At 43.9% G+C, this 25338-nt stretch carries 23 protein-coding genes; 20 read left to right on the top strand and 3 right to left on the bottom strand.

Annotation, left to right across the window (positions count from 1 at the left end):
• The first annotated feature begins 13 nt into the window (after positions 1-13).
• The 7 genes from metF to argH all read left to right on the top strand — a co-directional run bounded on the left by metF (position 14) and on the right by argH (position 9501).
• Positions 14-913, top strand: a complete 900-nt coding sequence (gene metF / locus E0Z06_RS11955) for a methylenetetrahydrofolate reductase (RefSeq protein WP_132584977.1) — start codon at positions 14-16, stop codon at positions 911-913.
• An 84-nt stretch (positions 914-997) separates the two neighbouring features.
• Entirely contained in the window at positions 998-3988 is a 2991-nt protein-coding gene (locus tag E0Z06_RS11950) for a ligand-binding sensor domain-containing diguanylate cyclase (RefSeq protein ID WP_132584975.1), read from the top strand.
• A 139-nt stretch (positions 3989-4127) separates the two neighbouring features.
• On the top strand, positions 4128-5168 hold the full coding sequence (gene argC, locus E0Z06_RS11945) for an N-acetyl-gamma-glutamyl-phosphate reductase (RefSeq protein ID WP_132584973.1): 1041 nt from the start codon (positions 4128-4130) through the stop codon (positions 5166-5168).
• The gene (gene argB, locus E0Z06_RS11940; protein ID WP_132584971.1) at positions 5161-5931 is read left to right on the top strand and encodes an acetylglutamate kinase; all 771 of its coding nucleotides are present in this window, start codon (positions 5161-5163) and stop codon (positions 5929-5931) included. Before argC ends, argB begins: the two co-directional genes overlap by 8 nt.
• A 42-nt stretch (positions 5932-5973) precedes the next feature.
• Positions 5974-6888: an ornithine carbamoyltransferase gene (locus tag E0Z06_RS11935; RefSeq protein WP_132584969.1), complete on the top strand. Its 915-nt coding sequence runs from the start codon at positions 5974-5976 to the stop codon at positions 6886-6888.
• 7 nt (positions 6889-6895) lie between these two features.
• Positions 6896-8104 (top strand): argininosuccinate synthase, encoded by a 1209-nt coding sequence (locus E0Z06_RS11930; RefSeq protein WP_132584967.1) that lies wholly within the window; start codon positions 6896-6898, stop codon positions 8102-8104.
• Positions 8105-8109: 5 nt separating this feature from the next.
• Complete coding sequence (argH, locus tag E0Z06_RS11925) at positions 8110-9501, top strand: argininosuccinate lyase (RefSeq protein ID WP_132584965.1); 1392 nt, start codon at positions 8110-8112, stop codon at positions 9499-9501.
• A gap of 34 nt (positions 9502-9535) precedes the next feature.
• Here the strand turns inward: argH and E0Z06_RS11920 are convergent, their stop codons facing one another.
• The gene (locus tag E0Z06_RS11920) at positions 9536-12031 is read right to left on the bottom strand and encodes a penicillin-binding protein 1A (RefSeq protein ID WP_243695507.1); all 2496 of its coding nucleotides are present in this window, start codon (positions 12029-12031) and stop codon (positions 9536-9538) included.
• 291 nt (positions 12032-12322) lie between these two features.
• On the opposite strand from E0Z06_RS11920, the gene E0Z06_RS11915 reads away from it, so the two are divergent.
• The 9 genes from E0Z06_RS11915 (at position 12323) to E0Z06_RS11875 (ending at position 21185) form a co-directional block, all read left to right on the top strand.
• Positions 12323-13402, top strand: coding sequence for a pilus assembly protein PilM (locus E0Z06_RS11915; protein ID WP_132584961.1), 1080 nt, complete (start codon positions 12323-12325; stop codon positions 13400-13402).
• On the top strand, positions 13390-13995 hold the full coding sequence (locus E0Z06_RS11910) for a PilN domain-containing protein (protein ID WP_132584959.1): 606 nt from the start codon (positions 13390-13392) through the stop codon (positions 13993-13995). Before E0Z06_RS11915 ends, E0Z06_RS11910 begins: the two co-directional genes overlap by 13 nt.
• The gene (gene pilO, locus E0Z06_RS11905) at positions 13992-14591 is read left to right on the top strand and encodes a type 4a pilus biogenesis protein PilO (protein ID WP_132584957.1); all 600 of its coding nucleotides are present in this window, start codon (positions 13992-13994) and stop codon (positions 14589-14591) included. The genes E0Z06_RS11910 and pilO overlap by 4 nt, the downstream gene beginning before the upstream one ends.
• On the top strand, positions 14588-15124 hold the full coding sequence (locus E0Z06_RS11900; protein WP_132584955.1) for a pilus assembly protein PilP: 537 nt from the start codon (positions 14588-14590) through the stop codon (positions 15122-15124). Before pilO ends, E0Z06_RS11900 begins: the two co-directional genes overlap by 4 nt.
• Positions 15125-15142: 18 nt before the next feature.
• Positions 15143-17209 carry a type IV pilus secretin PilQ family protein gene (locus E0Z06_RS11895; RefSeq protein ID WP_132584953.1) on the top strand — a complete coding sequence of 689 codons (2067 nt, stop codon included), beginning with the start codon at positions 15143-15145 and terminating at the stop codon, positions 17207-17209.
• Between the two features lie 156 nt (positions 17210-17365).
• Positions 17366-17884 carry a shikimate kinase AroK gene (gene aroK, locus E0Z06_RS11890; protein ID WP_132584951.1) on the top strand — a complete coding sequence of 173 codons (519 nt, stop codon included), beginning with the start codon at positions 17366-17368 and terminating at the stop codon, positions 17882-17884.
• A gap of 24 nt (positions 17885-17908) precedes the next feature.
• Entirely contained in the window at positions 17909-18979 is a 1071-nt protein-coding gene (gene aroB, locus E0Z06_RS11885; RefSeq protein ID WP_132584949.1) for a 3-dehydroquinate synthase, read from the top strand.
• Positions 18966-20303 (top strand): AAA family ATPase, encoded by a 1338-nt coding sequence (locus E0Z06_RS11880; RefSeq protein WP_132584947.1) that lies wholly within the window; start codon positions 18966-18968, stop codon positions 20301-20303. The genes aroB and E0Z06_RS11880 overlap by 14 nt, the downstream gene beginning before the upstream one ends.
• Positions 20304-20312: 9 nt before the next feature.
• Positions 20313-21185 carry a Dam family site-specific DNA-(adenine-N6)-methyltransferase gene (locus E0Z06_RS11875; protein WP_132584945.1) on the top strand — a complete coding sequence of 291 codons (873 nt, stop codon included), beginning with the start codon at positions 20313-20315 and terminating at the stop codon, positions 21183-21185.
• Here E0Z06_RS11875 and E0Z06_RS11870 read toward each other — a convergent pair.
• Entirely contained in the window at positions 21130-21324 is a 195-nt protein-coding gene (locus tag E0Z06_RS11870) for a DUF2970 domain-containing protein (RefSeq protein ID WP_132584943.1), read from the bottom strand. The genes E0Z06_RS11875 and E0Z06_RS11870 overlap by 56 nt on opposite strands.
• Entirely contained in the window at positions 21324-21581 is a 258-nt protein-coding gene (locus tag E0Z06_RS11865; RefSeq protein ID WP_132584941.1) for a hypothetical protein, read from the bottom strand. Before E0Z06_RS11865 ends, E0Z06_RS11870 begins: the two co-directional genes overlap by 1 nt.
• A gap of 175 nt (positions 21582-21756) precedes the next feature.
• Between E0Z06_RS11865 and rpe the strand changes: the two genes are divergently transcribed.
• From rpe to E0Z06_RS11845, 4 genes are all read left to right on the top strand, one after another.
• Complete coding sequence (gene rpe / locus E0Z06_RS11860; RefSeq protein WP_279432815.1) at positions 21757-22437, top strand: ribulose-phosphate 3-epimerase; 681 nt, start codon at positions 21757-21759, stop codon at positions 22435-22437.
• A 103-nt stretch (positions 22438-22540) separates the two neighbouring features.
• Positions 22541-23545, top strand: a complete 1005-nt coding sequence (trpS, locus tag E0Z06_RS11855) for a tryptophan--tRNA ligase (protein ID WP_132584937.1) — start codon at positions 22541-22543, stop codon at positions 23543-23545.
• A gap of 20 nt (positions 23546-23565) precedes the next feature.
• The gene (locus E0Z06_RS11850) at positions 23566-24150 is read left to right on the top strand and encodes an aminodeoxychorismate/anthranilate synthase component II (RefSeq protein WP_132584936.1); all 585 of its coding nucleotides are present in this window, start codon (positions 23566-23568) and stop codon (positions 24148-24150) included.
• Positions 24151-24188: 38 nt separating this feature from the next.
• On the top strand, positions 24189-25319 hold the full coding sequence (locus E0Z06_RS11845) for an HDOD domain-containing protein (RefSeq protein ID WP_243695506.1): 1131 nt from the start codon (positions 24189-24191) through the stop codon (positions 25317-25319).
• The last annotated feature ends 19 nt before the right edge of the window (positions 25320-25338 follow it).

Genomic DNA, 25338 nt, shown 5'->3' with positions numbered 1-25338 from the left:
GAAGAGAACAAATATGGCTTTTGCAAATGCACAATATTTAGACGCAATTAATCGGAATTTGCAGGATATCGCCGGCAAAGTTAACGTTAGTTTTGAATTTTTTCCACCGAAAACCGCGCAAATGGAACAAACACTATGGCAGTCCATTGAACGCTTAGCGCCGCTGGCACCGTCTTTTGTTTCGGTAACCTATGGTGCTAATTCGGGCGAGCGCGATCGCACGCACGATATTATTAAGTCAATTAAACAGCGTACAGGCTTAATTGCTGCTCCACATTTAACGTGTGTTGATGCATCAAAAGACGAGTTAGTTGCCATTGCCAAAGACTACTGGCAAAGCGGTATTCGTCATATCGTTGCGCTGCGTGGTGACTTACCTGCCGGCAGTATCGGTAAACCCGATTTATATGCCGTAGATTTAGTACATATTTTACGGTCAGTGGCTGATTTTGATATTTCAGTGGCAGCTTACCCTGAAGTACATCCAGAAGCGCCAAATGGTCAGTTTGATTTGCTTAATTTAAAACGCAAAGTAGATGCTGGAGCATCTAGAGCCATTACCCAGTTTTTCTTTGATATTGAAAAGTTTTTACGTTATCGCGATCGTTGTGCGGCAATTGGTATCGATGTTGATATTATTCCAGGCATTTTACCTGTAACTAATTTTACCCAACTCCAAAAATTTGCTGGCCTAACCAATGTTGCTATACCGCAATGGATGTACAAAGCCTACGACGGATTAGAGCATGATGCCACAACCCGCAATCTAGTTGGTGTGAACATCGCGATGGAAATGGTTAAGGTATTAAGCCGAGAAGGAGTTGATCACTTTCATTTCTATACGCTTAACCGCAGTGAGCTTAGCTATGCTATTTGTCATTTACTGGGTGTTCGGCCAGCAATAGCGGCATAGTTAAACTTGGTGGTTTAAGCAATTTGCGGTAATCTTAAACAATTGCTGTTGTAGCGATTGTTTAACGAGCAGAGACTTACCGCAATGTTTGATGTATCTAAATACTCTTTTTTATTGCGGTTATTATCCGTGAAAAGTAACACGCTAATACTCGGTTTTTTACTACTAAACATAGCCTTACCGTTAAGCGCTAGCCCTGCCAAATTAAGCCATTATTTCCAGGAAAGCTGGACTACCCGTGACGGCTTACCTCATAACACCATTAACAGCATTACCCAAAGTAACGATGGCTATTTATGGTTAGCGACTTGGGAAGGCGCGGCCCGTTTTAACGGTCGGGAATTTGAAGTATTCGGTCGAGGGCCGTTAACCGGTTTACCTGACTCTGGTGTGCGCTCGTTAACGCTTGACCATAACAAAAACTTATTACTGACTGGTGCTAGAGGTGGTGTTAGTAGGTATACCGCCAAAGGCTGGCAAAACTGGCCGTCATTTAATGTGTTGATTAACGCCGTTGCGGAAGACGCTGATGGTAATTTTTGGTTAGCCAGCGAAGGCCAAGGTTTGTTCCGCCAGCGGCCAGATGGCACTAGACAGCAGTTTAGTATTACTGCAGGTAAAACCAGTGATGTGGTACATAGTTTACTAATAGATGATAACGGACGACTTTGGGCTGGCACACCGCGTGGTTTAGTGTGGCTAGATACCAACGCGGCGAATCCCGAGATTAACTTGGTTAATGCCCTACCTTCAGCTGCGGTTTTTGTGCTGCGACCCTATGCTGGCGGTTTGCTTATTGGTACAGAGCGAGGCTTATTTCGCTATAATCAAGGTGATATCGCACTGCTTTCAACAGCGCTAGCCGATATTGCGGTATCGGCACTTTTAGTACAAAACGATCAAATCTGGATCGGTTCTACCGACCAAGGTTTGCTTCGCTACAGTGAGCTAGGTGTTGAAACGCTTAATATCGCTGGTGGCTTACCCAATAACCGCATCTTGTCATTATATTTAGATAACGAAAATAGCATCTGGGCTGGTACTAATGGTGGCTTAATTCGTTTACGTGCCGCGCCTTTTGTAACCTACACTACCGAAAATGGTTTAGTGGGTGATTACGTGCGCGCATTATTAGCTCACTCTGATGGCTCAGTCTGGGTTGGTACCAGCCAAGGCATAAGCCGGCGCACTGCTAGTGGTTTTGCAACCGTAAGCTTATCTGCCGCAAGTAAAGGACAATCGATACTAAGTTTAGCAGAGGGTAATGATGGCGGGCTTTGGATTGGCACTTATACCGACGGCCTACTGCGTTATGCTAATGGTAAAGTAACAACTCAGTACGATAGAACCTCCGGTTTATTAGCCAATGAAGTAAGGGCGATATTACCGGAAAAAAATGGCGGAGTGTGGATTGGCACTTCGCAAGGGCTGAGCTTTATTAATGCAGACGGTGTTTTAAACTATAGCAGTGCCGATGGGTTACCCACACCCTTTGTTATGACGCTTTATCAGCATACTGACGGCAGGTTGTTTGTTGGTACTGGCGGCGGTGTGGCTATTCGGCAACCTGATGGCCGTATGACAACCTTAGATACTACTACCTTAGATAACGCAGAATATGCCTTTGGTTTTGCCGCAGACCCTAAAGCTAATGTGTTATGGATAACTACAGACCGCGGGTTGGTGGCTTACGATCTCAATACTGATAGCGCACAAATTATTGGCCGCAATGCTGGCTTACCTTTTGATAAAGTGTTTCAAGCTGTAATAGATCAACAACAAAATTTATGGCTAAGCAGCAACAGAGGCATATTACGCTTAGACCGAGAGTCCATTAACCAGTTTTTGTCTGGCACGTTGCCATCTGTTAGCTATGAGCTATTTGGTGAAGGTGACGGTATGCAAAGCGCTCAAGCTAACGGTGGCTCTATGCAGGCGGCTACTGTTACCGCCAGCGGCAGTATTATATTTGCCACATCCAAAGGTATTAGTGAGGTTTATCCTACTGATTTAAAAAAACTTTATATAAATAGTTTACCGGTAGTAATAGAACACTTAAAAGTTGATGGTGCACTTATATCTTTGGATCAAGAGTTACAACTTGGTGCGGGCATGCACAGGTTAGAGCTACAGTTTGCTGGTCTGGGTTACATCATGCCCAAGCATATTCAGTACAGCACTAAACTAAATGGTTTTGATAGTTCTTGGGTTGCACGTGGCAACAATACTATTGCTGAATACACTAATCTGCCATCTGGACACTATCAGTTCTCGGTGCGGGCGTCTTATCCGCAAGGCGCTTGGAGTGAACAAGTTGCTAGTTTTAATTTTATTATTCTGCCGTACTTTTGGCAGCGGCCTATTTTCTGGTTCAGTGCGATGCTCGCGGCATTGCTACTTATTGCTATAGTACTGCGCTGGCGGTTTACCGCACAGCATAAACGCGAGCGTAAATTACGTATACAGGTAGCGAACAAAACGCTTGAGCTGCAGCAACAAGCTGACAATTTACAAATAATTGATAGAGAACGCTCAGAGTTACTGCAACATATCCGGCGACAAGCACAAGAGTTTGAATTACAAGCTAGGTTGGATGCGTTAACTGGTTTAGCGAATCGCCGAGCCTTTGATGAATCCTTGGCTCGAGAGTGTGCTAGAGCACGTAGAAATAAGTTACCGCTATGTTTAGTGCTGCTTGATGTTGATCACTTTAAACAAGTTAATGACACCTTTAGCCATAGTATTGGCGATAAAGTACTGCAAAAAGTTGCGGTGGCTATTCGTCGTTATTGCCGAGAGGATGACACTGTGGCGCGTTGGGGTGGTGAAGAGTTTGCCGTATTACTGCCCAATACCACAACTCAGGTTGCGGCCGAGATTTGTGAGCGCATGCGTCAAGCCGTAGCACAATTAGACTTTTCCGAGTTTTCGCCTAACTTGCATATCACAATTAGTATTGGTATCGCTCGTTATGCTGATGGCATGCAACATGACAAACTATTATCGCACTCTGATATGGCCTTATATCAGGCAAAACAGGGTGGTAGAAATAAAATAGTGGTGGCTGAATCTTAGCTAATAGATAAAAAGAAAATTTGTATAAAAATTCACAAAAACAGCATAAAAATTCTTGAATGTGCATGGCAGTCGTTCTACACTAACGGCTGTTTCGTGCTATACCTAACGGGTATTTACTATTTGAGAGTTGTTTCTAATGTCAGCAGCTAACCAATCTAATGCTTTAATTCGCAGTATCGTGCTGGGCGCCGCCGGTTATAGTGGCGCTGAGCTTGCTGTTATTTTAGCGCGTAACCCTTTTTTCGAACTTTGTGGTGCCTATGCATCAGCTGGACGTACGCCAGAATCATTCTCATCGCTGTACCCACGTTATAAACAGCAACTCGATATTATGGTGCAGCCTTGGCTAGATACGCTAGCAGCTGAATTAAGCGGTAAAGTTGATGTCGCCTTTTTAGCATTACCACATGAAGCCAGTGAAGCGGTAACGCCGCTGTTGTTAGCGCAAGGTATTGATGTTGTTGATTTATCTGGTGCATTTCGTTTAAAGCAAGCCGAGCTCTATCCGCAATATTACGGTTATGAGCATCAGCATCCTGAATTATTACAAGAAGCGGTTTACTCTTTAATGGAATGGCAAACAACGCCGTTGCCACGGTTAATTTCTGTGCCTGGCTGTTACCCGACAGCTTGCACATTAGCTCTACTGCCAATAATTAAAGCCGGCTTAGTAGCAGATAATTGCATTCCAGTAATCAATGCCATTAGTGGTGTGTCGGGTGCTGGCCGTAAAGCGGCATTAAGTACCTCATTTTGTGAAGTTGGCACAAATGCTTATGGCTTCTTTAAACATCGGCATCGGCCAGAAATTGAACAGAATTTAGGCCGAAAAGTGGTATTTACACCACATTTAGGTAATTTCAAACGTGGCATTTTAGCTACTAGTGTCGTGACGTTAAAACCAGGCGTTAGCGCCAATGAAATAACTAGCGTTTTTACACAGGCTTATGCCAATAAACCCCTAGTGCGTCTACTTTCTCATTCGCCCAACGTCGCTGATGTTGCAGGTACGCCGTATTGCGATATTTTTTGGCAACAAGATGGCGAGCAGCTAGTGGTGGTATCAGCGATTGATAATTTGCTAAAAGGCGCTGCAGCGCAAGCGATGCAAGCGGCTAACGTGCGTTTTTCTAAACCAGAAACCGCAGGCTTATTTGCCGGAGTAGTAAATGAATAATACGCCATTAGTACTAAAAATGGGTGGCCGGTTATTACAGGACGACGCTGCTTTAGATGCCTTGTTAGCGGTATGCGCTGAGCTAAAGCAGCATTACCCATTGGTGTTAGTGCACGGTGGTGGCGAGCAGGTTGATCAATGGTTGGCTAAATTTGGTTTTGCTACTGAAAAACTTGATGGCCAGCGTATTTCGCCGCCGGAACAAATGCCCGTTATAGCGGGTGCCTTAGCAGGAGCGGTAAATGCACATTTGGTCGCTCGAGCCTCGTTGCAAAGTTTAAACCCTGTTGGTTTAACCTTAGCCGCAGGTAATAGCTGTCGGTTTGAACTTAACAGCCAGCTCGGTGCAGTAGGTGTGGCAAAGCCGCAAGACGCTAGGTTGTTACAGAGCTTATTAGCCGATGGCTTTACACCCGTATTTTGTTCTATTGGCCACGGTGCGCAGGCACAATTACTTAATGTGAATGCTGATTTAGCCGCAGCGGCTATCTGTCAGTTAGTACAAGGGCAGCTGGTATTACTTACTGATGTACCCGGTATTTTAGATGGCGAAGGCAAGCTGATTACTGAACTTAACGCAGCACAAGCTGAACAATTAGTGCAAAAAGGCATTATTAAAGGTGGCATGAAAGTAAAATTAGATGCCGCGTTAGATACAGCACAAGCGTTGCGACGAAGTATCACCGTCGCGGGCTGGCAACATCCGCAAGATCTGTTAAATCTGATGCGACAGCAAGCAGTAGGCACCCGCATCGTCTGTTAGTCCCTTAAACAAGGATGCCGCAGCAGCGGCAAGTCGATTGAAATGAGTAAATTGAACCAATTATTGAGCTTGGCTGAATTAAGCCCAGTAGCACTTGATGCTTTGTTAAATTTGGCGTTAAAGGTAAAACAGCAACCGCAAAACTATACTCAGGCGCTGGCCGGTAAAAGTATTGCGCTGATATTTGAAAAGCCATCGCTGCGCACGCGAGTCAGCTTTGACGTGGGTATATATAAGCTCGGCGGACACAGTGTTTATTTAGATCAACAAAATGGTGCTATGGGAAAACGGGAAACGATTGCCGATTTCGGTAGTAATTTAGCCTGCTGGACCGATGCCATTGTGGCGCGAGTTTTCTCGCAAAACACCTTAGAGCAATTAGCTAACTCCAGCCAAAAACCGGTCATTAATGCGTTAAGCGATATGTATCATCCGTGCCAAGCGCTGGCTGATTTATTAGCGCTTAAAGAACGGTTTGGCGATCTATCTAAGGTGCATCTAGCTTATGTCGGTGATGGCAATAATGTCTGCCACTCATTAATGCTTGGCGCGGCATTAAGTGGCATGACTATGACGGTAGTTACGCCACCCGGTTTTGAGCCTAGTGCACAAGTGATGGCACAAGCGAAACATATTGCTAAGCAAACCGGTGCGCAATTGTTATTAAGTCATCAGTTAGCCGCAGCTAAAGGCGTTAATGCCATTTACACCGATACGTGGCTGTCGATGGGCGATAAAGCTGATCCTGCCGTTATCGAACACACATTTATGCCTTACCAAATCAATAGCACGGTAATGCACAGCTTAAACATTCAATATTTTATGCATTGCTTACCAGCACATCGCGAACATGAAGTAACCAGCGAGGTGCTCGATAGCACTGCGTCATTAGTGCTGTTGCAAGCAGAAAACCGCATGCATGCACAAAATGCCGTATTAATTAGTTTATTTAGTTGAGGATTTTATGAGTATTAAAAAAGTAGTTTTAGCTTATTCTGGCGGTTTAGACACATCAGCTATCGTGCCTTGGTTAAAAGACAATTATAACTGTGAGGTTATCGCCTTTGTTGCCAACGTAGGGCAGGGTGATGAAGAGCTGGCCGGTGTTGAGCAAAAGGCCATTAACTCAGGTGCAAGCTCTTGTTATATAGTAGATTTGCGCGAAGAGTTGGTAAAAGAAGTTATTTACCCAACCCTAAAAACCGGTGCGGTTTATGAGGGACAATATTTGCTGGGTACATCCATGGCGCGGCCAGTCATTGCCAGAGCTCAGGTTAAACTAGCACTTGAGTTAGGAGCCGATGCGTTATGCCATGGTTGCACCGGAAAGGGTAATGATCAGGTACGCTTTGAAGGTGCATTTGCTGCCTTAGCACCGCAGTTAACCGTTATTGCGCCTTGGCGTGAATGGCAGTTTAACTCGCGCCAGTCGCTACTTAATTATTTAGCAGAAAAAAATGTTCCTACTACAGCTTCAGCAACTAAAATTTATAGCCGCGATGCTAATTTGTGGCATATCTCTCATGAAGGTGGTGAGCTAGAGGATCCTTGGTGCGAGCCATCAGAACAAGTATGGATGTGGACTAAATCACCCGAGCAAGCGCCCGATAAAGCCGCTTATGTTGAACTTAGTTTCGACAAGGGCGAGCTAGTTAGCATTAACAATCAAGCCATAGCGCCGGTTGCTGCCATTGAATTATTAAACGAGCTTGGCTCTGAACACGGCATCGGCCGAATTGATATTGTTGAAAACCGTTTAGTGGGTATGAAGTCGCGCGGCTGTTATGAAACCCCAGGCGGCACTATATTAATGGCGGCCTTAAAAGGCTTAGAAACGCTGGTGTATGATCGTAGCTCATTAAAGTATCGTGAAGAAGTAGGCTTAGAATTTGCGCAGCTAGTGTATGACGGGCGTTGGTTTACGCCGTTAAAAGACGCATTATTAGCTGCAGCAACCTCGTTGGCAGAACAGTTAACCGGTGATGTAGTAATTAAACTGTATAAAGGTAATGTTACTGTGGCTAAGCGTCGCTCGCCAAACTCACTGTATTCTGAGGCCTTTGCCACCTTTGAAGGTGACGAAGTGTATAACCAAAAAGATGCCGCCGGCTTTATTCGGCTTTATAGTTTATCTAGCCGGATCCGTGCATTACACCAGCAACAAAAGGGTTAATTATTATGGCAATGTGGGGCGGACGCTTTCAAGAAGCAACACTGGCGGAGTTTCGTAGTTTTAACGACTCACTTAGCTTTGATTATTTGTTAGCGCAACAAGATATCCAAGCATCGCGAGCTTGGGCGCAGCAGTTGGCTAAAGCCACTATTATTACGCACGATGAAGCCGCGCAACTTGATGCCGCATTAGCCGATTTAGCTATTGCGGTAGAGGCTGATCCTAAGTTGCCGTTACAAACCAGTGAAGAAGATATTCATAGCTGGGTTGAAGCGCAGTTAACGCAGAAGTTAGGCGCCGTAGCAAAAAAACTACATACCGGTCGTAGTCGTAATGACTTAGTCGCTACAGACTTAAGGCTATGGAGTAAATTAAATGCACAGAGCGTGCGGCAATCGTTACTTGGCGCTATAGCGTCGTTAATAACTTTTGCTGAACAAGCGGCTAGCGCGGTAATGCCCGGCTTTACGCATTTGCAGCGAGCGCAGCCCGTGTTGGTGGCGCATTGGGCATTGGCTTATGTCGAAATGTTTAAGCGAGATCTAAGCCGCTTAGACGATGCATTGGCACGTCTAGATGTTTGCCCATTGGGCTGCGGCGCACTAGCTGGCACTGGTGTAGCCGTTGACCGCCAGCAGCTGGCACAGCGCTTGGGCTTTGCCAGTGCTGCGCTTAATAGTTTGGATGCGGTATCAGATAGAGACTATGTGGTTGAGCTGTCAGCTTGTGCCAGTATTTGTATGACCCATTTATCGCGCTTATCTGAAGATGTCATTTTCTTTTGTTCAGGCGAAGCGGGTTTTTTCAAATTAGGTGACGCAATAAGTTCTGGCTCGTCATTAATGCCGCAGAAAAAAAATCCAGATGTGTTTGAGTTACTGCGCGGTAAAACCGGGCGAGTGTTAGGGCATTTAGTAGCAATTTTACACGTGCTTAAAGGCTTGCCGCTGGCTTATAACAAAGATATGCAAGAAGACAAGCAAGGCTTTTTTGATTTAATGGCAACTTGGCAACAATCATTACTAGTATTAGCCACGGTTTTACCTCATCTAACTATTAATGTAGCGCAGTGTCGAATAGCCGCAGAACTGGGTTATAGCAATGCTACTGATCTTGCAGACTATTTAGTCAGTAAAGGCATGCCGTTTCGTGATGCGCATGAAGTAGTTGGCGAGCTAGTTGTGCATGCAGCAAAACAACAGTTAGCATTAGAAGCGCTGCCACTAGCCGAATTGCAGCAATTTAGCGCGTTAATAGCTGCTGATGTTTATCCTGCACTAAAATTAGAGGCCGGTTTGCAAAAGCGCTCAGCACTTGGCGGTACAGCACCACCGCAGGTAGCTAACGCATTAGCAGATGCACAAAACTGGTTTGAAACAATACAATCTACTATTTAAGATAATAATAAAGCCCGCTAAGCGGGCTTTATTATTAGAATAACTCAATCTCTTCTGCTGGTGTCTCGGTTTTTTTATCAGACGCTTTATCAAAACTAATTTGCTGAACATCGCTACCCGCATACTGCGTAGGTTCGCTGCCTGGCTTAAAATACTCAAAAGCGCTGGTATGGTCCGTGCGTCGGCTAAGTAAACCACTTTGCAAATCAATTCGAACAGACGCTAAACCTACAGGTGGCGATACCTGTTTTGCCGGCAAATCTTTTAACGTGGTTTGCATATAATCTAGCCAAGCGGGTAATGCAGTACGCGCACCAGATTCACTACCTGCGCTTTGCTGCTGCCCCATGTTAGCGTGCCATTGAGCACGGCCAAGGCTGCGGTTAGCATCGTCAAAGCCTACCCAAACTGTTACCGCTAAATCAGGCGTAAAACCAGAGAACCAGGTATCTTTTGAATCGTTAGTAGTACCTGTTTTAGCTGACACATCGCGGCGTTTTAAGCTTTGTAAGCGCCATGCTGTGCCATTCCAGCCAGTGCCATGATTCCAGCTGCCACCACCCCAGACGCTACTTGTTAATGCGTCAGCAATTAAAAAGCTATTTTGTTCTGAGATAACTTGCGGCGCGAGTTTAGTTTTTTGCTCGCCAACTACTGATAATTGACTATCAACAGCATTGTCGCTATTAACCCCCGGTAACGGATTATTTAACAAGAGATCTAACTGTGCTTCGGCATCAATGGGTTGTTGGATAGGTTCTGATTCTGGCTCTGGTGTATTGACGCAATCTTGACAAGCAATAGCCGGATTATGCTGTAATAGCACTTTGCCATCTTCGCTGAATACTTGCTCAATAATATACGGCGTTACTAAATAACCGCCATTAGCGAACACCGCATAACCGGTAACAAGTTCTAGCGGCGTAAAGGATGCCGAACCAAGCGCAAGTGTTTCGTTACGTGGTAAGTCTGTGGTGGCAAAGCCAAAACGCTGTAAATGGTTAATCATGTTATCAATACCCACGCCGCGCAATAAGCGAATCGAAACCACGTTTTTCGATTTTGCCAGAGCTTCGCGGATACGAATCGGTCCATCATACACTGCTGGCGAGTTCTTCGGCCGCCATGCGATGCCTGCGTTATCGTCCCATTGATGGATCGGCGCATCATTCATAATAGATGCAAGGGTATAGCCGTGTTCTAACGCGGCAGAGTACACAAAGGGCTTAATGTTCGAACCTACTTGGCGTTTCGCTTGTGTCGCCCGATTAAACTGGCTTTGGCTAAAGCTATAACCGCCAACTAAAGATCGAATCGCGCCATTGTGAGGATCAATAGCCACTATAGCGCTACTTGCTTCCGGTTCTTGCGATAAGCGCCACGCTTGGTTTTGTTGGCGCACTAAAACATGCATGCCAGGGCTTAAAATAGCATATGCCGTTTTCGGTGCAACGCTTTGGCGTTCGTCACTAATAAAATGCCGTGCCCATTTTAAGCCATCCCAGTTCAGTTCAATTTCTTGCCCACCAGCGAGTATTGCGGTTACTTGCTCGGCATTAACTTTAGTAACAACAGCGGGGTGTAAATCTTCTAAGCTGGTTTGCTTATTAAGATAATCAAGTATGGCATCACGCTCAAATGGCTCTATCTGATTGAAGGAAGGTTCCGCAGAATCAGTTTCAACCAGCTTTGACTGCCAAAGTTGCGCAACAGGCCCACGATAACCATGACGCTCATCGTAATCATATAAATTTTGTTGCAGTGCTAATTTGGCTGCTGCCTGTTGTTTGCTATTAATAGTGGTATAAACACGCAGCCCAACAGAATAGGCCGTTTCTTCGCCAAATTGATTAACCACCTCTTGGCGCACCATCTCAGCGATATAAGGTGCAGAGGCTTTTATTTGTACACCATGTAACTTACTAGTGATTGGCGCCAAAATAGCTTGTTGGTATGTTGCTCGGTCTATAACACCAATGTCGAGCATTCTACCTAAGACAACGTTACGTCTGGCTCGGGCGTTAGATGCAGAGCGAATAGGGTTTAAGGCTGAAGGCGCTTTAGGTAACCCGGCGATAATAGCCATTTCGTCAACGCTTAGTTCATTTACGGTTTTACCAAAATAGACTTGAGCTGCGGCGCCGACACCAAAAGATCGCTGGCCCAGTTCAATTTTATTGAGATAAAGCTCTAAGATCTGATCTTTTGATAACAGCTGTTCAATATGGATAGCTAAGAAAATCTCTTTAATTTTTCTCGAAATTTTCTTTTCTCTAGTTAGGAAAAAGTTACGCGCTAATTGTTGGGTGATAGTACTGGCACCCTGACTAAAATCGCCAGAAGACGCAACAACGGTCATTGCGCGAAAAATACCAATGATATCTATACCAGGATGCTCATAAAATCGAGTATCTTCAACGGCTAAAAAAGCTTGTATTAATAAAGGCGGCATTTCCTCTAATTTAAGCGGAATGCGGCGTTTTTCGCCGAATTGCGAGATCAGTTCGCCATCAGCAGTAAAAACCTGCATAGGGGTTTGTAGTCTAACGTCTTGTAGGGTTGTAACATCAGGTAGATCATCTTTGAGATAATAATAGATCCCAGCGATCGTTGTGATGCCAAGAACACCCATAACAAGACATAGAATTAAAAGTTTTTTAACCCAAGACACTGAATAGCACCAATTTTTACTCCCAATTCCTTTACAACGCTGCTAGTATATATTTATTAGCATTAGATTAAACGCTTTTTCTTGCCAAAAATTAGCGACTAAGCTAAAAATTAAATAATAATTATAACTATAAATTGGCCGCAGGAAGCTATGATAAATCGCCTGTTCAGTAAACAAACACCAATGATGGTGGGCATAGATATTGGTGCTCACTCAGTAAAAGCTGTGCTACTTAGCCAACATAATGGCGTTTACAAAGTAGAAGCGTTTGCTGTCGAACCCATGATCAAAGGTGCTATGTCTGATCGAGAGATCCAAGATATCGAAGCCGTAGGCAATGTGTTGAGTAAGATCCGTAAAAAGATCCCGCGCTCCGTCAAATTTGCCGCTGCAGCTGTATCTGGATCCACCGTGATCAGTAAAGTCATATTTATGGATGTGTCCTTAACTGATGCTGAATTAGAAAGTCAGATCGAAGTTGAAGCCGACACCCTAATTCCCTACCCACTAAATGAAGTCAGTTTAGATTTCGAAAAGCTTGATGTTAATGAAGCAGATCCGTCTAGAGTAAACGTGCTTTTAAGTGCTGCACGCACTGAAAGTATAGAGGCCCGGGTTGCGGCTTTAGGCAATGGCGGATTTACCGCAAAAGTTGTTGATATCGAAAGCTACGCTTTAAGCCGAGCTGCCGAGCTTTGCTTTAAACAATTACCCGATGACGCAGCAACTAAAGTGGTTGCTATGGTAGATATTGGTGCCACGATGACACTGCTAAGTATCATTGAGAATGGCAAAACGCTTTACACTCGTGACCAAATGTTTGGTGGCGATCAATACACTCGTAGTATTTTATCGTACTACAACAAGAGCTACGAAGAAGCTGAATTAGCCAAAGTGAGTGGCGATTTACCCCCTAACTACACTTTTGAAGTACTGGCGCCGTTTCAGACTATGTTATTGCAACAGGTCCGCCGTGGTATACAAATGTACTTAACGAGCAGTGGTAAGGATGCGGTGGACTACCTTATTATCTCTGGCGGTACGGCATTAATTGAAGGCATTGATAGACTCCTTATCGATGAGCTTGGCATTCATACCATAGTGGCAAATCCATTTAAAACAATGGAAATAGCGACGTCGGTTGATCGCGAGCAGCTTAATCGCCATTCTTCGCAATTAATGGTTGCCAGTGGTTTAGCATTGAGGAGTTTTTCGTCATGGCATATATAAACCTATTGCCGTGGCGCGATGCAGCGCGTAAAGAGCGGCAAAAACAATATCTATCAGTATTAGCGATTACAGCAGTGCTAAGTTTTCTGTTGGTGTTTGTTATTAATATGACATACAACGCAAGAATTGAAGGCCAGTTAGAGCGCAATAGCTTTTTACAAAATGAAATTAAAGTATTGGATCAGCGTATTGCCGAGATTCGTACTTTGAATGAGACAAAGAAAAGCTTACAGCAGCGCATGGCGTTAATTTCACAATTACAAGGTAGCCGAAACTTGGGTACACAAATAATGGATGAAATTGCCAGTGCTGTACCTGCTGGAGTTTACTTAACTCAATTAGAGAAAAAGGGCACATCGCTACTATTAGTCGGTAAAAGTGAATCTAATAACCGTTTATCGAATATGTTGCGCGAGGCTGAAGAGTCTGAATTGTTATCAAATCCTTATCTTGAGTTTATTGAGGCGGGTAAAGATTCCATAAGTTTATTGAGTAACTTTAAAATGCATCTAACGGTAAAAGGTTATGAAGCGGTACAGGGCTCTGATACACCAGCCAAACCAGCAACTCCGGCTAAGGCAGGTGCTAAATGAGCCTTAATATTAAACTTTCAGAAATCGATATTAATGATCTTGACCTAGAAAATATGGGGTCATGGCCTGCAGCAGCAAAAGTAATATTTGCCGCTTTGCTCGCTATTGCGGTAATTGTGTTGAGTTACTTTTTATTGGTTGATAGTAAAATTGATGAATTATCGACTGCAACCAATAAAGAGACCGAGTTACGCCAAGTGTATCGTACAAAATATGCAGCAGCGGTAAATTTAGATTTATATAAACAGCAAATGGTAGAAATGGAACAAACATTTTCATTCCTATTAAAACAGTTACCTACAACGCATGAAACACCTGGTTTGTTAGACGATATTACTTATGTTGGTACAACTAGTGGTTTAACTTTTATACGTATTAACTGGGAACCGGAAATAGAAAAAGAGTTTTATACCGAGTTGCCGATAAAAATTGAAGTGGTTGGTGATTACCATCAATTTGGTAATTTTGTTAGTGAAGTAGCGAAATTACCACGGATCGTTAGTCTTCATGACTTTTCGATTACAACCGAAAAAGATGAGCGTTTGCGTTTTAACGTAGTGGCTAAAACTTACCGTTATAAGGAGGTTCAGCCATGATAAGACGTTTATCAATAGTTACACTGGCTGTGCTAGTAAGCGGATGTTTTAGTGATCTGAGTGATGTGCAAAACTATGTTGCAGACGTTAAGGCTGCAACCAAGGCTCGGGTTGAACCTTTGCCTGAAATAAGCGAGTTTCAGCATATCCCGTATCGCTCGCAGAATGCGCGCAGCCCGTTTTCAGCACCACGGCCTGAGGCAATCCAGGATAAGTTTTTACAAGTTCAGGATTGCTTACATCCTGATCCTCGACGCAGAAAAGAGCCATTAGAGAAATACGCCGTCGATAACTTAAAGATGCGTGGTACTCTTGGTGATGTTGGCAAGATCTGGGCTTTAGTTGAGGCATCAGATAAGACGTTACACAGGGTAACGCTTAATAATTATATTGGCTTATTTCATGGTCGAGTAATTAACGTTGAACCGACTCATATTGAGTTGCTTGAGTTAATCCCCGATGGCGCCGGTTGCTGGAAAGAACGGACGACCATGTTGCAGATGGCCGACGCGTCGTCAGCGGCAAGTAATTGATAGGTATGCGAGTAAATCATGGATAAAATAATTAAAAAAATGTCTGGCGCACTTCAGTGCACGTTACTGTGTTTTGCAACCTTAATGTTAATTTCATTACCTGCTTCGGCGGTACCACTACTATATGATATTAAATATAACCCGCTACTAACCGGTGAAACAGAAATCGAATTTATTTTCGATGAAGAACTGTATGCAGACCCGAGCATTCAGGTATTTAATGAGCCTGCGCGTATAGAATTGTTTTTTAACGATTCAGACTACGAAGAAAAGCTTAAAGAAGTAATGATAGACAAGTCTGGCGTAAAGCGCGTTGTCTCAGAATTTGAAGGCGAAGGTTTTAAAACAGTTATCTATTTAGATTACCTGAAAATATACCGTACTCGTGTTAAGGGTAACGTATTCTATATTCATATATCGGATAACCCAACGTCTGACTCAATTGGCCAAGCCGCTGACGTTAAACCTACTTATATAAACCGTATTAACGCGATTGATTTCCGTCGTGGTGATAAGGGTGAAGGCAGGGTGCTGGTGTTTTTACGCGATAACACCGCAGCAGTGGATGTGCGCGAACGCTTAGGTAAATTGGAGGTTGAGTTTCACAATACCGATATTCTAGACGATTTACTGTATCAGTTAGATGTGGTTGATTTTGGTACCATTGTTAAAGGCATTGAAACCTTTAAAGAAGGTGCTTCATCACGTTTAGTTATAGATACCACCTCGGAGTTTACCTTTACTTATTCGCAAATAGATAACATTTTTACGTTAAACGTTGAACGCGATACCACCAATCGTAGTATTTTAGGTGGCGGCAAAGAATATAAAGGCCGTGCTATATCATTAAACTTCCAAGATATTTCTGTACGTACCGTGTTACAAATTATTGCGGATTATAACGGTTTTAACTTGGTAACTAGTGATTCAGTAACCGGTAATATTACTTTACGTTTAGACGGTACACCTTGGGACCAAGCACTTGACATCGTGCTGCGCGTAAAAGGTTTAGATAAACGTATGGAAGGTAATATTCTGATGGTTGCGCCAACAGACGAGCTGTCTGCGCGTGAGGCCAGGGAGCTTGAAGCCAAGCAAACTGTAGCCGATTTAGAACCTCTGTACTCCGACTTCTTAACGGTAAACTATGCCAAAGCTGCTGATATCGCTAAGCTGCTTAGCAATAAAGACGCAACCATGTTGTCTTCAAGAGGCTCAGTTAACGTTGATGACCGTACCAACACCATCTTAATTAAAGATACGGCGCTTAATATTGAAAGTGTGCGTAAACTAATTGAGCGTTTAGACGTTCCAGTGCGTCAAGTGCTGATAGAGTCGCGCATGGTTACCGTACGTGACAGTGTTTCGGATGAGCTAGGTATTCGTTGGGGCTTTAGTGACCAGCAAAGCAGCAGTGGCAGCAATAAAGGTGTTTCGGGCAACGCACAAGGCGCCAATAGTATTGCTAATGGCACCATGCCATCGTTAGACAACCGTTGGAACGTGAACTTACCTGCGGCAAACCCTGCCGGTAGTATTGCGTTTCATATTGCCCGTTTAGCCGACGGCACCTTGCTAGATTTAGAGCTTTCAGCACTTGAGCAAGAAAATAAAGGCGAAATTATTGCTAGCCCACGTATTACTACGGCGAACCAAAAAGAAGCACGTATCGAGCAAGGTGTTGAAATACCTTATGTGCAAGCTTCATCAAGTGGTGCAACAACCGTTGAGTTTAAAAAGGCAGTATTAAGCTTAACGGTTACACCACAAATAACGCCGGATAATAAAATTATCTTAGATCTCATTATTACGCAGAACACGCGTGGTGAGACAGTGCAAACGCCAACAGGCCCAGCAACGGCGATAGATACGCAACAAATACAAACCCAAGTATTGGTAGATAATGGCGAAACTATTGTGTTAGGTGGTATCTATCAGCAACAGATTTTATCAACAGTAAGCAAGGTTCCCTTGTTTGGTGATATCCCATTTGTTGGCGCGTTGTTTAGATCAAAACGCGAGATAAATGAGAAAAATGAGCTACTGATTTTCGTAACACCGAAGATCATAACTGATGGCCTTTAACCGCTAAAGACCACCGCCGCGATAATCGCGGCGGTGCGCTGTTTCAGAATTAGCTTGCTAACAAAAGGCTATTCCTGACATAATTCAGCGCTTCAAATTTTCGTGGGAGCCTTTTGGTCCTTGAATTCAACTTTTCACTGAGTTAGCTGATTAGTAATGGCAGAAAAACGTAATATCTTCCTCGTTGGTCCAATGGGTGCAGGTAAAAGCACAATTGGACGACATCTCGCAGACATGCTTCACCTTGAGTTCTACGATTCAGACCAAGAAATAGAGCGCCGTACCGGTGCAGATATTGCTTGGGTATTTGATCTAGAAGGTGAAGAAGGCTTCCGTGTACGTGAAGAAAATGTCATTCAGGATCTAACCGAATTACAGGGTATAGTGCTGGCTACCGGAGGTGGTTCTGTGCTGAGTAAAGAAACCCGTAATCGTTTATCCGCCCGTGGTATCGTTGTGTATTTGGAGACACCAATAGAGAAACAGGTTGCTCGCACCCAGCGTGACAAGCGTAGGCCGTTATTGCAAACGGAAGAAGCGCCAAAAGAAGTACTAGAAAGATTGGCGGCTGAGCGTAATCCACTTTATGCTGAGATAGCCGACTTTACGGTACGCACAGATGAGCAAAGTGCTCGTGCTGTGGCAAGCCAAATTATTGACCAAGTAGGTTTTTAATTTAATTCTAATTGGGAGCTGCTGATGCAAAAAGTTGACGTACAACTTGGCGAACGCAGCTACACCATTTCTATTGATAACAACTTTGCTAATCTTGCGCCGTCGTTGGCGGCAAGACAGCAAGTTGTGGTTATTTCAAATTCCACTGTAGCGTCACTATATTTAGCCGCAATACAGCCACTGTTTCCGGCGGCAAACGTACAGCATTTCTTAGTGCCCGATGGTGAAGAGTACAAAACGCTAAGCTCGTTTGAACAGGTACTGACGTTCTTACTGCAGCAGCATGTATCTAGAGATGTATTACTGGTAGCTTTGGGTGGCGGCGTTATTGGTGATCTTACGGGTTTCGTTGCGGCGTGTTATCAGCGTGGTGTCGCATTTATACAAGTACCTACAACATTATTATCGCAAGTAGACTCTTCAGTGGGTGGTAAAACTGCGGTTAATCATTCGCTGGGTAAAAACATGATTGGCGTGTTTAACCAACCCGAGCAGGTATTAATTAACACTTCGGTTCTGTCTAGTTTACCCGCACGAGAATTTTCAGCTGGTATGGCCGAAGTCATTAAGTATGCCTTAATTAGCGATATAGATTTTTTCCATTGGCTGGTGCAGTATCAACGCCAGATAAAACAACTTGAGCCGGCTATCTTGGCGAAAATGATTGCGCATTGTTGCCAGATGAAGGCTGATATTGTCAGTCGTGATGAAACCGAGCAAGGTGAGCGGGCGCTACTCAATTTTGGTCATACCTTCGGTCATGCCATAGAAGCGTGGCTGGGTTATGGCCGCTGGTTACATGGCGAGGCGGTAGCCGTAGGTATGGTTATGGCATCTCAATTAGCACAAGCTCGTGGTAGTTTAACCGCCGAGCAGTTGCACCGTATTATTAGCTTGTTGCAAGCATTCAATTTGCCAACACAGCCGCCTACGGCAATGAAAATAGCCGATTTTATTCCCTTTATGAAACGAGACAAAAAAGTACGCAACGGCTGTATCCGTTTTGTCTTGCCAACGACATTTGGTCAAGTCGCTGTAGTTGACGATGTTATCGAAGCAGAATTGACAGAGGTATTTACCAATGGACATTACTAATTTACAGCGACGTTTACCTGAACTTACGTATTTGTTACCGTCACAGCAAGAATGGATGGAACGGTTACTACTGCAATTAGCCTTTAATGACAATAAACATATTTATATTGTTGGAGCTGATGGCAGTGGCAAGTCAACTTTAGCCATGAATATTGCTGAGCTCTTTTCTGAACAGCACAATATCGCGCTGTTAAATTCGACAGTTGAAGAAAGCCAGGTTCATGCCCAGCTGATGCAGCAATGGTTTAATTTACCCGCTGATCCTAATTCAGCATTGGTTGAACAAGTATTAGCCGCGTACCAGCAGCAGCCATTACTGGTTATTATTGATGACGCTGAACGATACTCCGCCGAGCTACTGCAGCAAATTAGCTTGCTGCCATGCCTGCAGTTTTGTTTTTCTGCAGATACCCAAGACAACGCGGCATTAACCTTAACAATAAACCGTATTTCTAGCGCAGATGCACAGCAACTGTTATCGCATGAAGAGTTAAATAGTATCGAGCTGGCAGAGCGGTTAGCCAACGCAAACGGCAATATGCACTTACTATTGTTGCCGGTTCGCCAAAGCTATAACGAGCGCGTAGTAGCAGATAACACAACCGCATTAGTTAATAAAACGCCGCTTTATATTGCTATTGCAGCCGTGCTACTGGTTATTTTGTTATATATATTCTGGCCAAAGGCCGAAAAGCCCGTACAAGAGATCCGTTATCCTGTGGCGCGCGATTTTGAAGCTAAACCTGTGCCTGTAGTGACTGAAACGCCACCAGCTGTGAACACCGAAGCCGAACTTAGTAAAAATGAGCAGCAACCACTAGGCTTAGATGTTAGCGAGCCAGTCCAAACTGAACTAGCTGAAGCAACAAAAAGCAATACATCAAGCATTGCTGAAGCAAAACCGGTTGCTGACGCTAAACTGGACGCTGGCGCTAGCGTAAAGCCAGAAGTTGCGCCGGTACAAGCTGTTGATACGCCTGTAGTTGAGAATACTAGTGCAGAGCCAGTATATGCTTATGATGAAGCTCTGCTGCTGAAAATGCCAAAAAATCAGCTAGCGGTGCAGTTAGCCGTGCTATCTAGTGCCGCAGCCCTGCAACGCTTTAAGAAAACCTATCCGCAATTAACCACATTAAGTTATCAACGTAACTGGCAGGGTAAAATGCAGTTGGTGATATTATTGGCACCCTTTGCAGATGCTGCATCGGTTAAAGTGCAACTGAAGCAGCTACCTGAGGCACTGCGCGCCACCGGTCCGTTCGTTAAAGTATTACAATCGGTACAAACCGAGATAAAAGCACGACAGTATAGTGCGCAGGATTAAGCATTAAATATGGCTGCTAAGCAAAAAAGTCGCGCTTTTTTAAAATGGGCTGGCGGAAAATATAATCTCATCCCTGCACTATCTGGCCATTTACCGGCTAGTGACTTGCTAATAGAGCCGTTCGTTGGTGCCGGCTCAGTTTTTTTAAATACAGATTATTCACGCTACCAACTAAATGATATTAACGCTGATTTAATCGGGTTATATCAACTACTAAAAACGCAGTATGAAAGCGTTATTGCCGATGCCAGAAATTTATTTACGCCGCAAACTAACCAGCGTGATGCCTACTTGCAATTCCGGCTGCAATTTAACCAGAGCAGTGATAGTTATGAGCGAGCACTATTATTTCTGTATTTGAATCGGCACGGATACAACGGCCTATGTCGCTATAATCTATCGGGTAAATTTAACGTGCCATTTGGCAGTTATAAAAAGCCGTACTTTCCTGAAGCAGAGTTGTATTTTTTTGCTGAAAAAGCACAAAAAGCAGAGTTTAGCTGCACCGGCTACGAGCAAATAATGCAGCAAGCTAAAACCGGTGATGTAATTTATTGCGATCCGCCTTATGTGCCCTTAAGTAAGACCGCTAGCTTTACCAGCTATGCGCGCCAAGGCTTTGACTTAGATGACCAAGCGCAGCTAGCTAATTTAGCTGAGCAAGCGCAACAGCGCGGCGTAGCGGTAGTAATAAGTAACCATGACACCACTTGGACCCGGAAAATTTATCAGCAAGCGGTGTTACATAGCTTGCAAGTTAATCGTTCGATTAGCCAAAAAGGTGCGAGCAGGGGTAAGGTGGCGGAATTATTTGCCGTGTATCAAGCTATGCTAGTGCCCATGACACCAAAGCTAGCAGTATTGCGACAAAAAGTAGGGTAAATAGAATACCGACCACAATGTAGGGCAATGGCCCGCTAGCGGAGAAATCTTGTTGACGTTGTTGTTCCGATTGCACACCAATCATGGCACCAAATACGGCTTTAATAACTTGCCTAAACTTGGTTTTTTGCTCTGGCATTAATTTGCCTTAGCGGGAGATAATCTAGTGAGCAGCTCTAGTAAATCAACAAAATGGAACTGCGTAGAGCGACTTTTTCCCTGAAACCAACTAAACCAACTTTGCTGGTTAGCATTAACGCATTGAGGTGCGGTGCTTACATCTGCAATAGTTTGGCATTTATTGTTGGTATGCACGGCAGGTAACATAAGACCAACAGTACCGGCAATAATGCCAGTTGAAATTAGTGCCGCTTTTAATGGCTTTGTAAATTTCATGTTAGATCCGTTTAACTTTATATTGGCTAGATAATAAAACAATTGAACTATTGATTCAAGCTGATTGTTTCTTCGCCATCTGGCGTTGGTGTTGCGATATTATTCTATTGCCACTTGTCGTGCTTTTTTTACTCAAATTCAGTAACATCAGCATTCTACTTATCTTTGGAATCATATTATGCAACCTTATTTGATTGCCCCTTCAATACTATCAGCAGATTTTGCTCGGCTAGGTGACGATGTTGCCGCAGTACTTAATGCCGGCGCAGATGTAGTGCATTTTGATGTAATGGACAATCACTATGTACCTAATTTGACGATGGGGCCAATGGTGTGTCAAGCATTGAGAAATTATGGTATCACCGCACCGATCGACGTACATTTAATGGTAGAACCGGTTGATGCCTTAGTGCCACAGTTTGCCTCTGCAGGTGCTAGTATCATTACGTTTCATCCAGAAGCGTCTCGGCATGTTGATCGCACCTTGCAACTGATTAAACAGCACGGCTGTCAAGCAGGCTTAGTGTTTAACCCTGCTACGCCATTAAGTTATCTCGATTATGTGTTAGATAAAGTTGATGTTGTTTTACTAATGTCAGTAAACCCGGGTTTTGGCGGGCAAAAGTTTATTCCGGCAACGTTAGATAAGCTTGCTGCAGCACGGCGTATTATCGACCAAAGCAGCTTAGCAATTCGTTTAGAAATAGACGGTGGAGTTAATGTCGATAATATTGCAGATATTGCCGCCGCCGGAGCCGATATGTTTGTCGCTGGTTCGGCAATTTTTAATGCCCCAGATTATGCGCAGGTGATAACTCAGATGCGGCAACGACTGGCAAAAGTAGCAACTAACTAGGCTTTTTTGCTGTTGCAAATAACTGCTTTAGTTATAATGCAGCACATTAATTTTGTAAGTGCTGAAAACCTGTTAGCAGCACGATATTTAAATGGATTGAACTATGAGCAGTAAGCCAATTGTGCTTAGCGGTGCACAGCCTTCTGGGCAACTTACCATTGGTAATTATCTTGGTGCGCTTCGCCAGTGGGACAAAATGCAGGATGATTATAATTGTTTGTACTGCATCGTTGATTTACACGCAATAACGGTACGACAAGAGCCGGCAGCCTTGCGCGCGGCATCGTTAGATAGCCTAGCGTTGTATTTAGCCTGTGGTATCGATCCAAAGCGCTCGTCAGTATTTATGCAATCGCACGTGCCTGAACACAGCCAATTAGCCTGGGTATTAAACTGCTATACCCAGTTTGGTGAATTAAGCCGCATGACGCAGTTTAAAGATAAATCAGAACGGCATACCCAGAATGTGAACGCCGGTTTGTTTACTTATCCGGTATTAATGGCGGCTGATATTTTATTGTATCAAGCCAATCAAATTCCGGTTGGCCATGATCAAAAACAGCACCTTGAATTAGCGCGTGATGTCGCTTTGCGGTTTAATGCCTTGCATGGCGATATTTTTACCGTGCCAGAACCCTTTATGCCGCCGGTTGCCGCACGGGTGATGAGTTTACAAGAACCAACCAAAAAGATGTCAAAGTCAGATGAAAATCCATGGAATTTCGTTGGCTTGCTTGAAGATCCTAAAATGATAAGCAAAAAATTCAAAAAAGCGATCACCGACTCTGAAGATCCGCCACGGGTTTATTTTGATATTGATGCTAAGCCCGGTGTAGCAAATTTATTGAGCATTTTAAGTGGTGTAACTGGCAAAGCCATTACTGCACTTGAGCGCGAATATGAAGGTAAAATGTACGGTCATTTAAAAGGTGATGTGGCTGATGCAGTAATTAGCTTGCTTGAGCCGGTACAAAAAACCTTTGCTGAATTACGTGCTGATCAAGTTACGTTAAATGCCGTAATGCGTGCAGGTGCAGAAAAAGCCCGAGAGCGAGCAGCAGTTACGCTGGCACGTGTAAATGACGCGGTAGGTTTTGTTGCCCCTTAAATTATCAGGCTAAACTTGCTATGTTGCTGTTGATAGATAACTACGACTCTTTTACCTATAACCTAATGCAGTATTTTGCTGCGTTAGGGCAGCAGGTCATGGTGCGACGTAATGACGATATTAGCTTGACGCAAATTGCGCAGCTTGCACCAGAGTTTTTAGTTATTTCACCAGGGCCAAAAACGCCTGACGAAGCGGGCATTTCTTTACAGGCTATTGAAGCGTTCGCGGGCAAATTACCGATATTGGGTGTATGCCTTGGTCATCAAGCTATTGCTCAAGTATTTGGCGCAAAAGTAGTGCGGGCGCGCCAGGTGATGCACGGTAAAAATAGCTTAGTAACACACAATAACAAATCGGTATTTAACGGCTTATCTAACCCGTTAGATGTTACGCGCTATCATTCGCTGGTGGTGCAACTAGACTCGATACCAACTGAATTAGAACTTACTGCATGGACAACCAATGCCGATAATAGCCTAAACGAGGTGATGGGTTTAGCTCACTCTAGTTTAGGTATTCACGGTGTACAATTTCATCCTGAAGCTATTTTAAGCCAGCAAGGTAAAGACTTATTGGCGAATTTTTTACAGTCTAGGGTATAAGTAGTAATTTATATGCCGCACAAGGATAACGACTAAACGTGATAAACTCTGGGCCGAACGTAACCGACAACCTAAACCAACGGTTTTTCGATCAGCTAGTGGGTGTTAACCCCGATAGCCAAAGGTTGGGGTATCAAGTTCGCGCCGGACAAGCCGCTGGCGAGCGAACTTTGCTTGCCATTGAAGCTAAAGCTGAGCAGTTGCGTATGGCGGGTGTAAAAGCAAAGGCGCAGTTTACCGAGTTTGCTCAGGCAAATTTACACGAAGAAGTTGCCGATGAATTAGTACGAAAACTACATAATATTGATCATGTAACAGCGTCCTTGTTCGACCCAACCGCCGAGTTTTATCAACTACTTGATGCCTTAAGCACACGAGCTATTACCGTTAATAAGCTAGACCCGCTGATTTCTTGCGTAACTTGGCTATGCGAAGACTTGCTAAAGTTAGTTAATCAATCACAGTATCGTGGTCGCACATCGTCAGGTGCCATCGTAAAAGATATTAAAATCGCAGTGCGCTTTTTGGGTGTAGAAAGTTTACAGTTGATTGTGCCGGTATACGCCATGCGGCGCATGATGCCACATTCAACCGACCCTTTTACGTTGTTAAAAAATAAACTGTGGGATTACTCTCTAGCCGTAGCTATTGCAGCTAAACGCCTAGCTGAAAATAGCGCAGAGCATCCTTATAATGCATTTTGTGTTGGCTTATTTCATACCTTAGGCCACGCTGTGGTGACAAGAAACTATCTACGGACTTACCAACAAGTAAGACAAAACCAATTGTTACAAGCCCGCACCAGTCGCGATGTGCAATTGACAGATGCATTGGATGTGTTAGAGCCTGATGCCAGCTTTTTATGCGAAAGTATGCAAGAGTTCGCGGTCGTGCTTAGTGCTGATATTACGTCACGTTGGCAGCTGCAAACCTTACCATTGTGTCAAACGCTTGATCAGCTTGCTGAAGGGGTTGGTTATAACGGTAGTAGCCCGTTAACTCGTTTGCTGCAACAAGCACAAACTTTTGTGCAATGGCAGGCGTTAAAGCAGCAAAATAAGATCAGCGATGATGAAAGCAAACAGTGGTTTAACAGTGTTCAATTAACTAATGAGAGCTTTAGTTTACTAAAGCAAACCAATTTAAGGCGTTTTGGCATCGATATTTAAAAAAATATCACGCCATAAT

This window comes from Rheinheimera sp. D18, assembly GCF_004345025.1.
Lineage (GTDB): Bacteria > Pseudomonadota > Gammaproteobacteria > Enterobacterales > Alteromonadaceae > Alishewanella > Alishewanella metallidurans.
This window is presented reverse-complemented; position numbering and strand designations above follow the sequence as displayed.

Coding starts and splice junctions, on each gene's coding strand:
- E0Z06_RS11950 (WP_132584975.1), top strand. CDS start 998: ATGTTTGATGTATCTAAATACTCTTTTTTATTGCGGTTATTATCCGTG.
- E0Z06_RS11930 (WP_132584967.1), top strand. CDS start 6,896: ATGAGTATTAAAAAAGTAGTTTTAGCTTATTCTGGCGGTTTAGACACA.
- argB (WP_132584971.1), top strand. CDS start 5,161: ATGAATAATACGCCATTAGTACTAAAAATGGGTGGCCGGTTATTACAG.
- E0Z06_RS11935 (WP_132584969.1), top strand. CDS start 5,974: ATGAGTAAATTGAACCAATTATTGAGCTTGGCTGAATTAAGCCCAGTA.
- pilO (WP_132584957.1), top strand. CDS start 13,992: ATGAGCCTTAATATTAAACTTTCAGAAATCGATATTAATGATCTTGAC.
- E0Z06_RS11875 (WP_132584945.1), top strand. CDS start 20,313: ATGGCTGCTAAGCAAAAAAGTCGCGCTTTTTTAAAATGGGCTGGCGGA.
- E0Z06_RS11895 (WP_132584953.1), top strand. CDS start 15,143: ATGGATAAAATAATTAAAAAAATGTCTGGCGCACTTCAGTGCACGTTA.
- E0Z06_RS11850 (WP_132584936.1), top strand. CDS start 23,566: ATGTTGCTGTTGATAGATAACTACGACTCTTTTACCTATAACCTAATG.
- E0Z06_RS11910 (WP_132584959.1), top strand. CDS start 13,390: ATGGCATATATAAACCTATTGCCGTGGCGCGATGCAGCGCGTAAAGAG.
- E0Z06_RS11870 (WP_132584943.1), bottom strand. CDS start 21,324: ATGCCAGAGCAAAAAACCAAGTTTAGGCAAGTTATTAAAGCCGTATTT.
- E0Z06_RS11880 (WP_132584947.1), top strand. CDS start 18,966: ATGGACATTACTAATTTACAGCGACGTTTACCTGAACTTACGTATTTG.
- E0Z06_RS11920 (WP_243695507.1), bottom strand. CDS start 12,031: ATGCAGGTTTTTACTGCTGATGGCGAACTGATCTCGCAATTCGGCGAA.
- metF (WP_132584977.1), top strand. CDS start 14: ATGGCTTTTGCAAATGCACAATATTTAGACGCAATTAATCGGAATTTG.
- E0Z06_RS11900 (WP_132584955.1), top strand. CDS start 14,588: ATGATAAGACGTTTATCAATAGTTACACTGGCTGTGCTAGTAAGCGGA.
- E0Z06_RS11915 (WP_132584961.1), top strand. CDS start 12,323: ATGATAAATCGCCTGTTCAGTAAACAAACACCAATGATGGTGGGCATA.
- argH (WP_132584965.1), top strand. CDS start 8,110: ATGGCAATGTGGGGCGGACGCTTTCAAGAAGCAACACTGGCGGAGTTT.
- aroK (WP_132584951.1), top strand. CDS start 17,366: ATGGCAGAAAAACGTAATATCTTCCTCGTTGGTCCAATGGGTGCAGGT.
- aroB (WP_132584949.1), top strand. CDS start 17,909: ATGCAAAAAGTTGACGTACAACTTGGCGAACGCAGCTACACCATTTCT.
- E0Z06_RS11865 (WP_132584941.1), bottom strand. CDS start 21,581: ATGAAATTTACAAAGCCATTAAAAGCGGCACTAATTTCAACTGGCATT.
- trpS (WP_132584937.1), top strand. CDS start 22,541: ATGAGCAGTAAGCCAATTGTGCTTAGCGGTGCACAGCCTTCTGGGCAA.
- argC (WP_132584973.1), top strand. CDS start 4,128: ATGTCAGCAGCTAACCAATCTAATGCTTTAATTCGCAGTATCGTGCTG.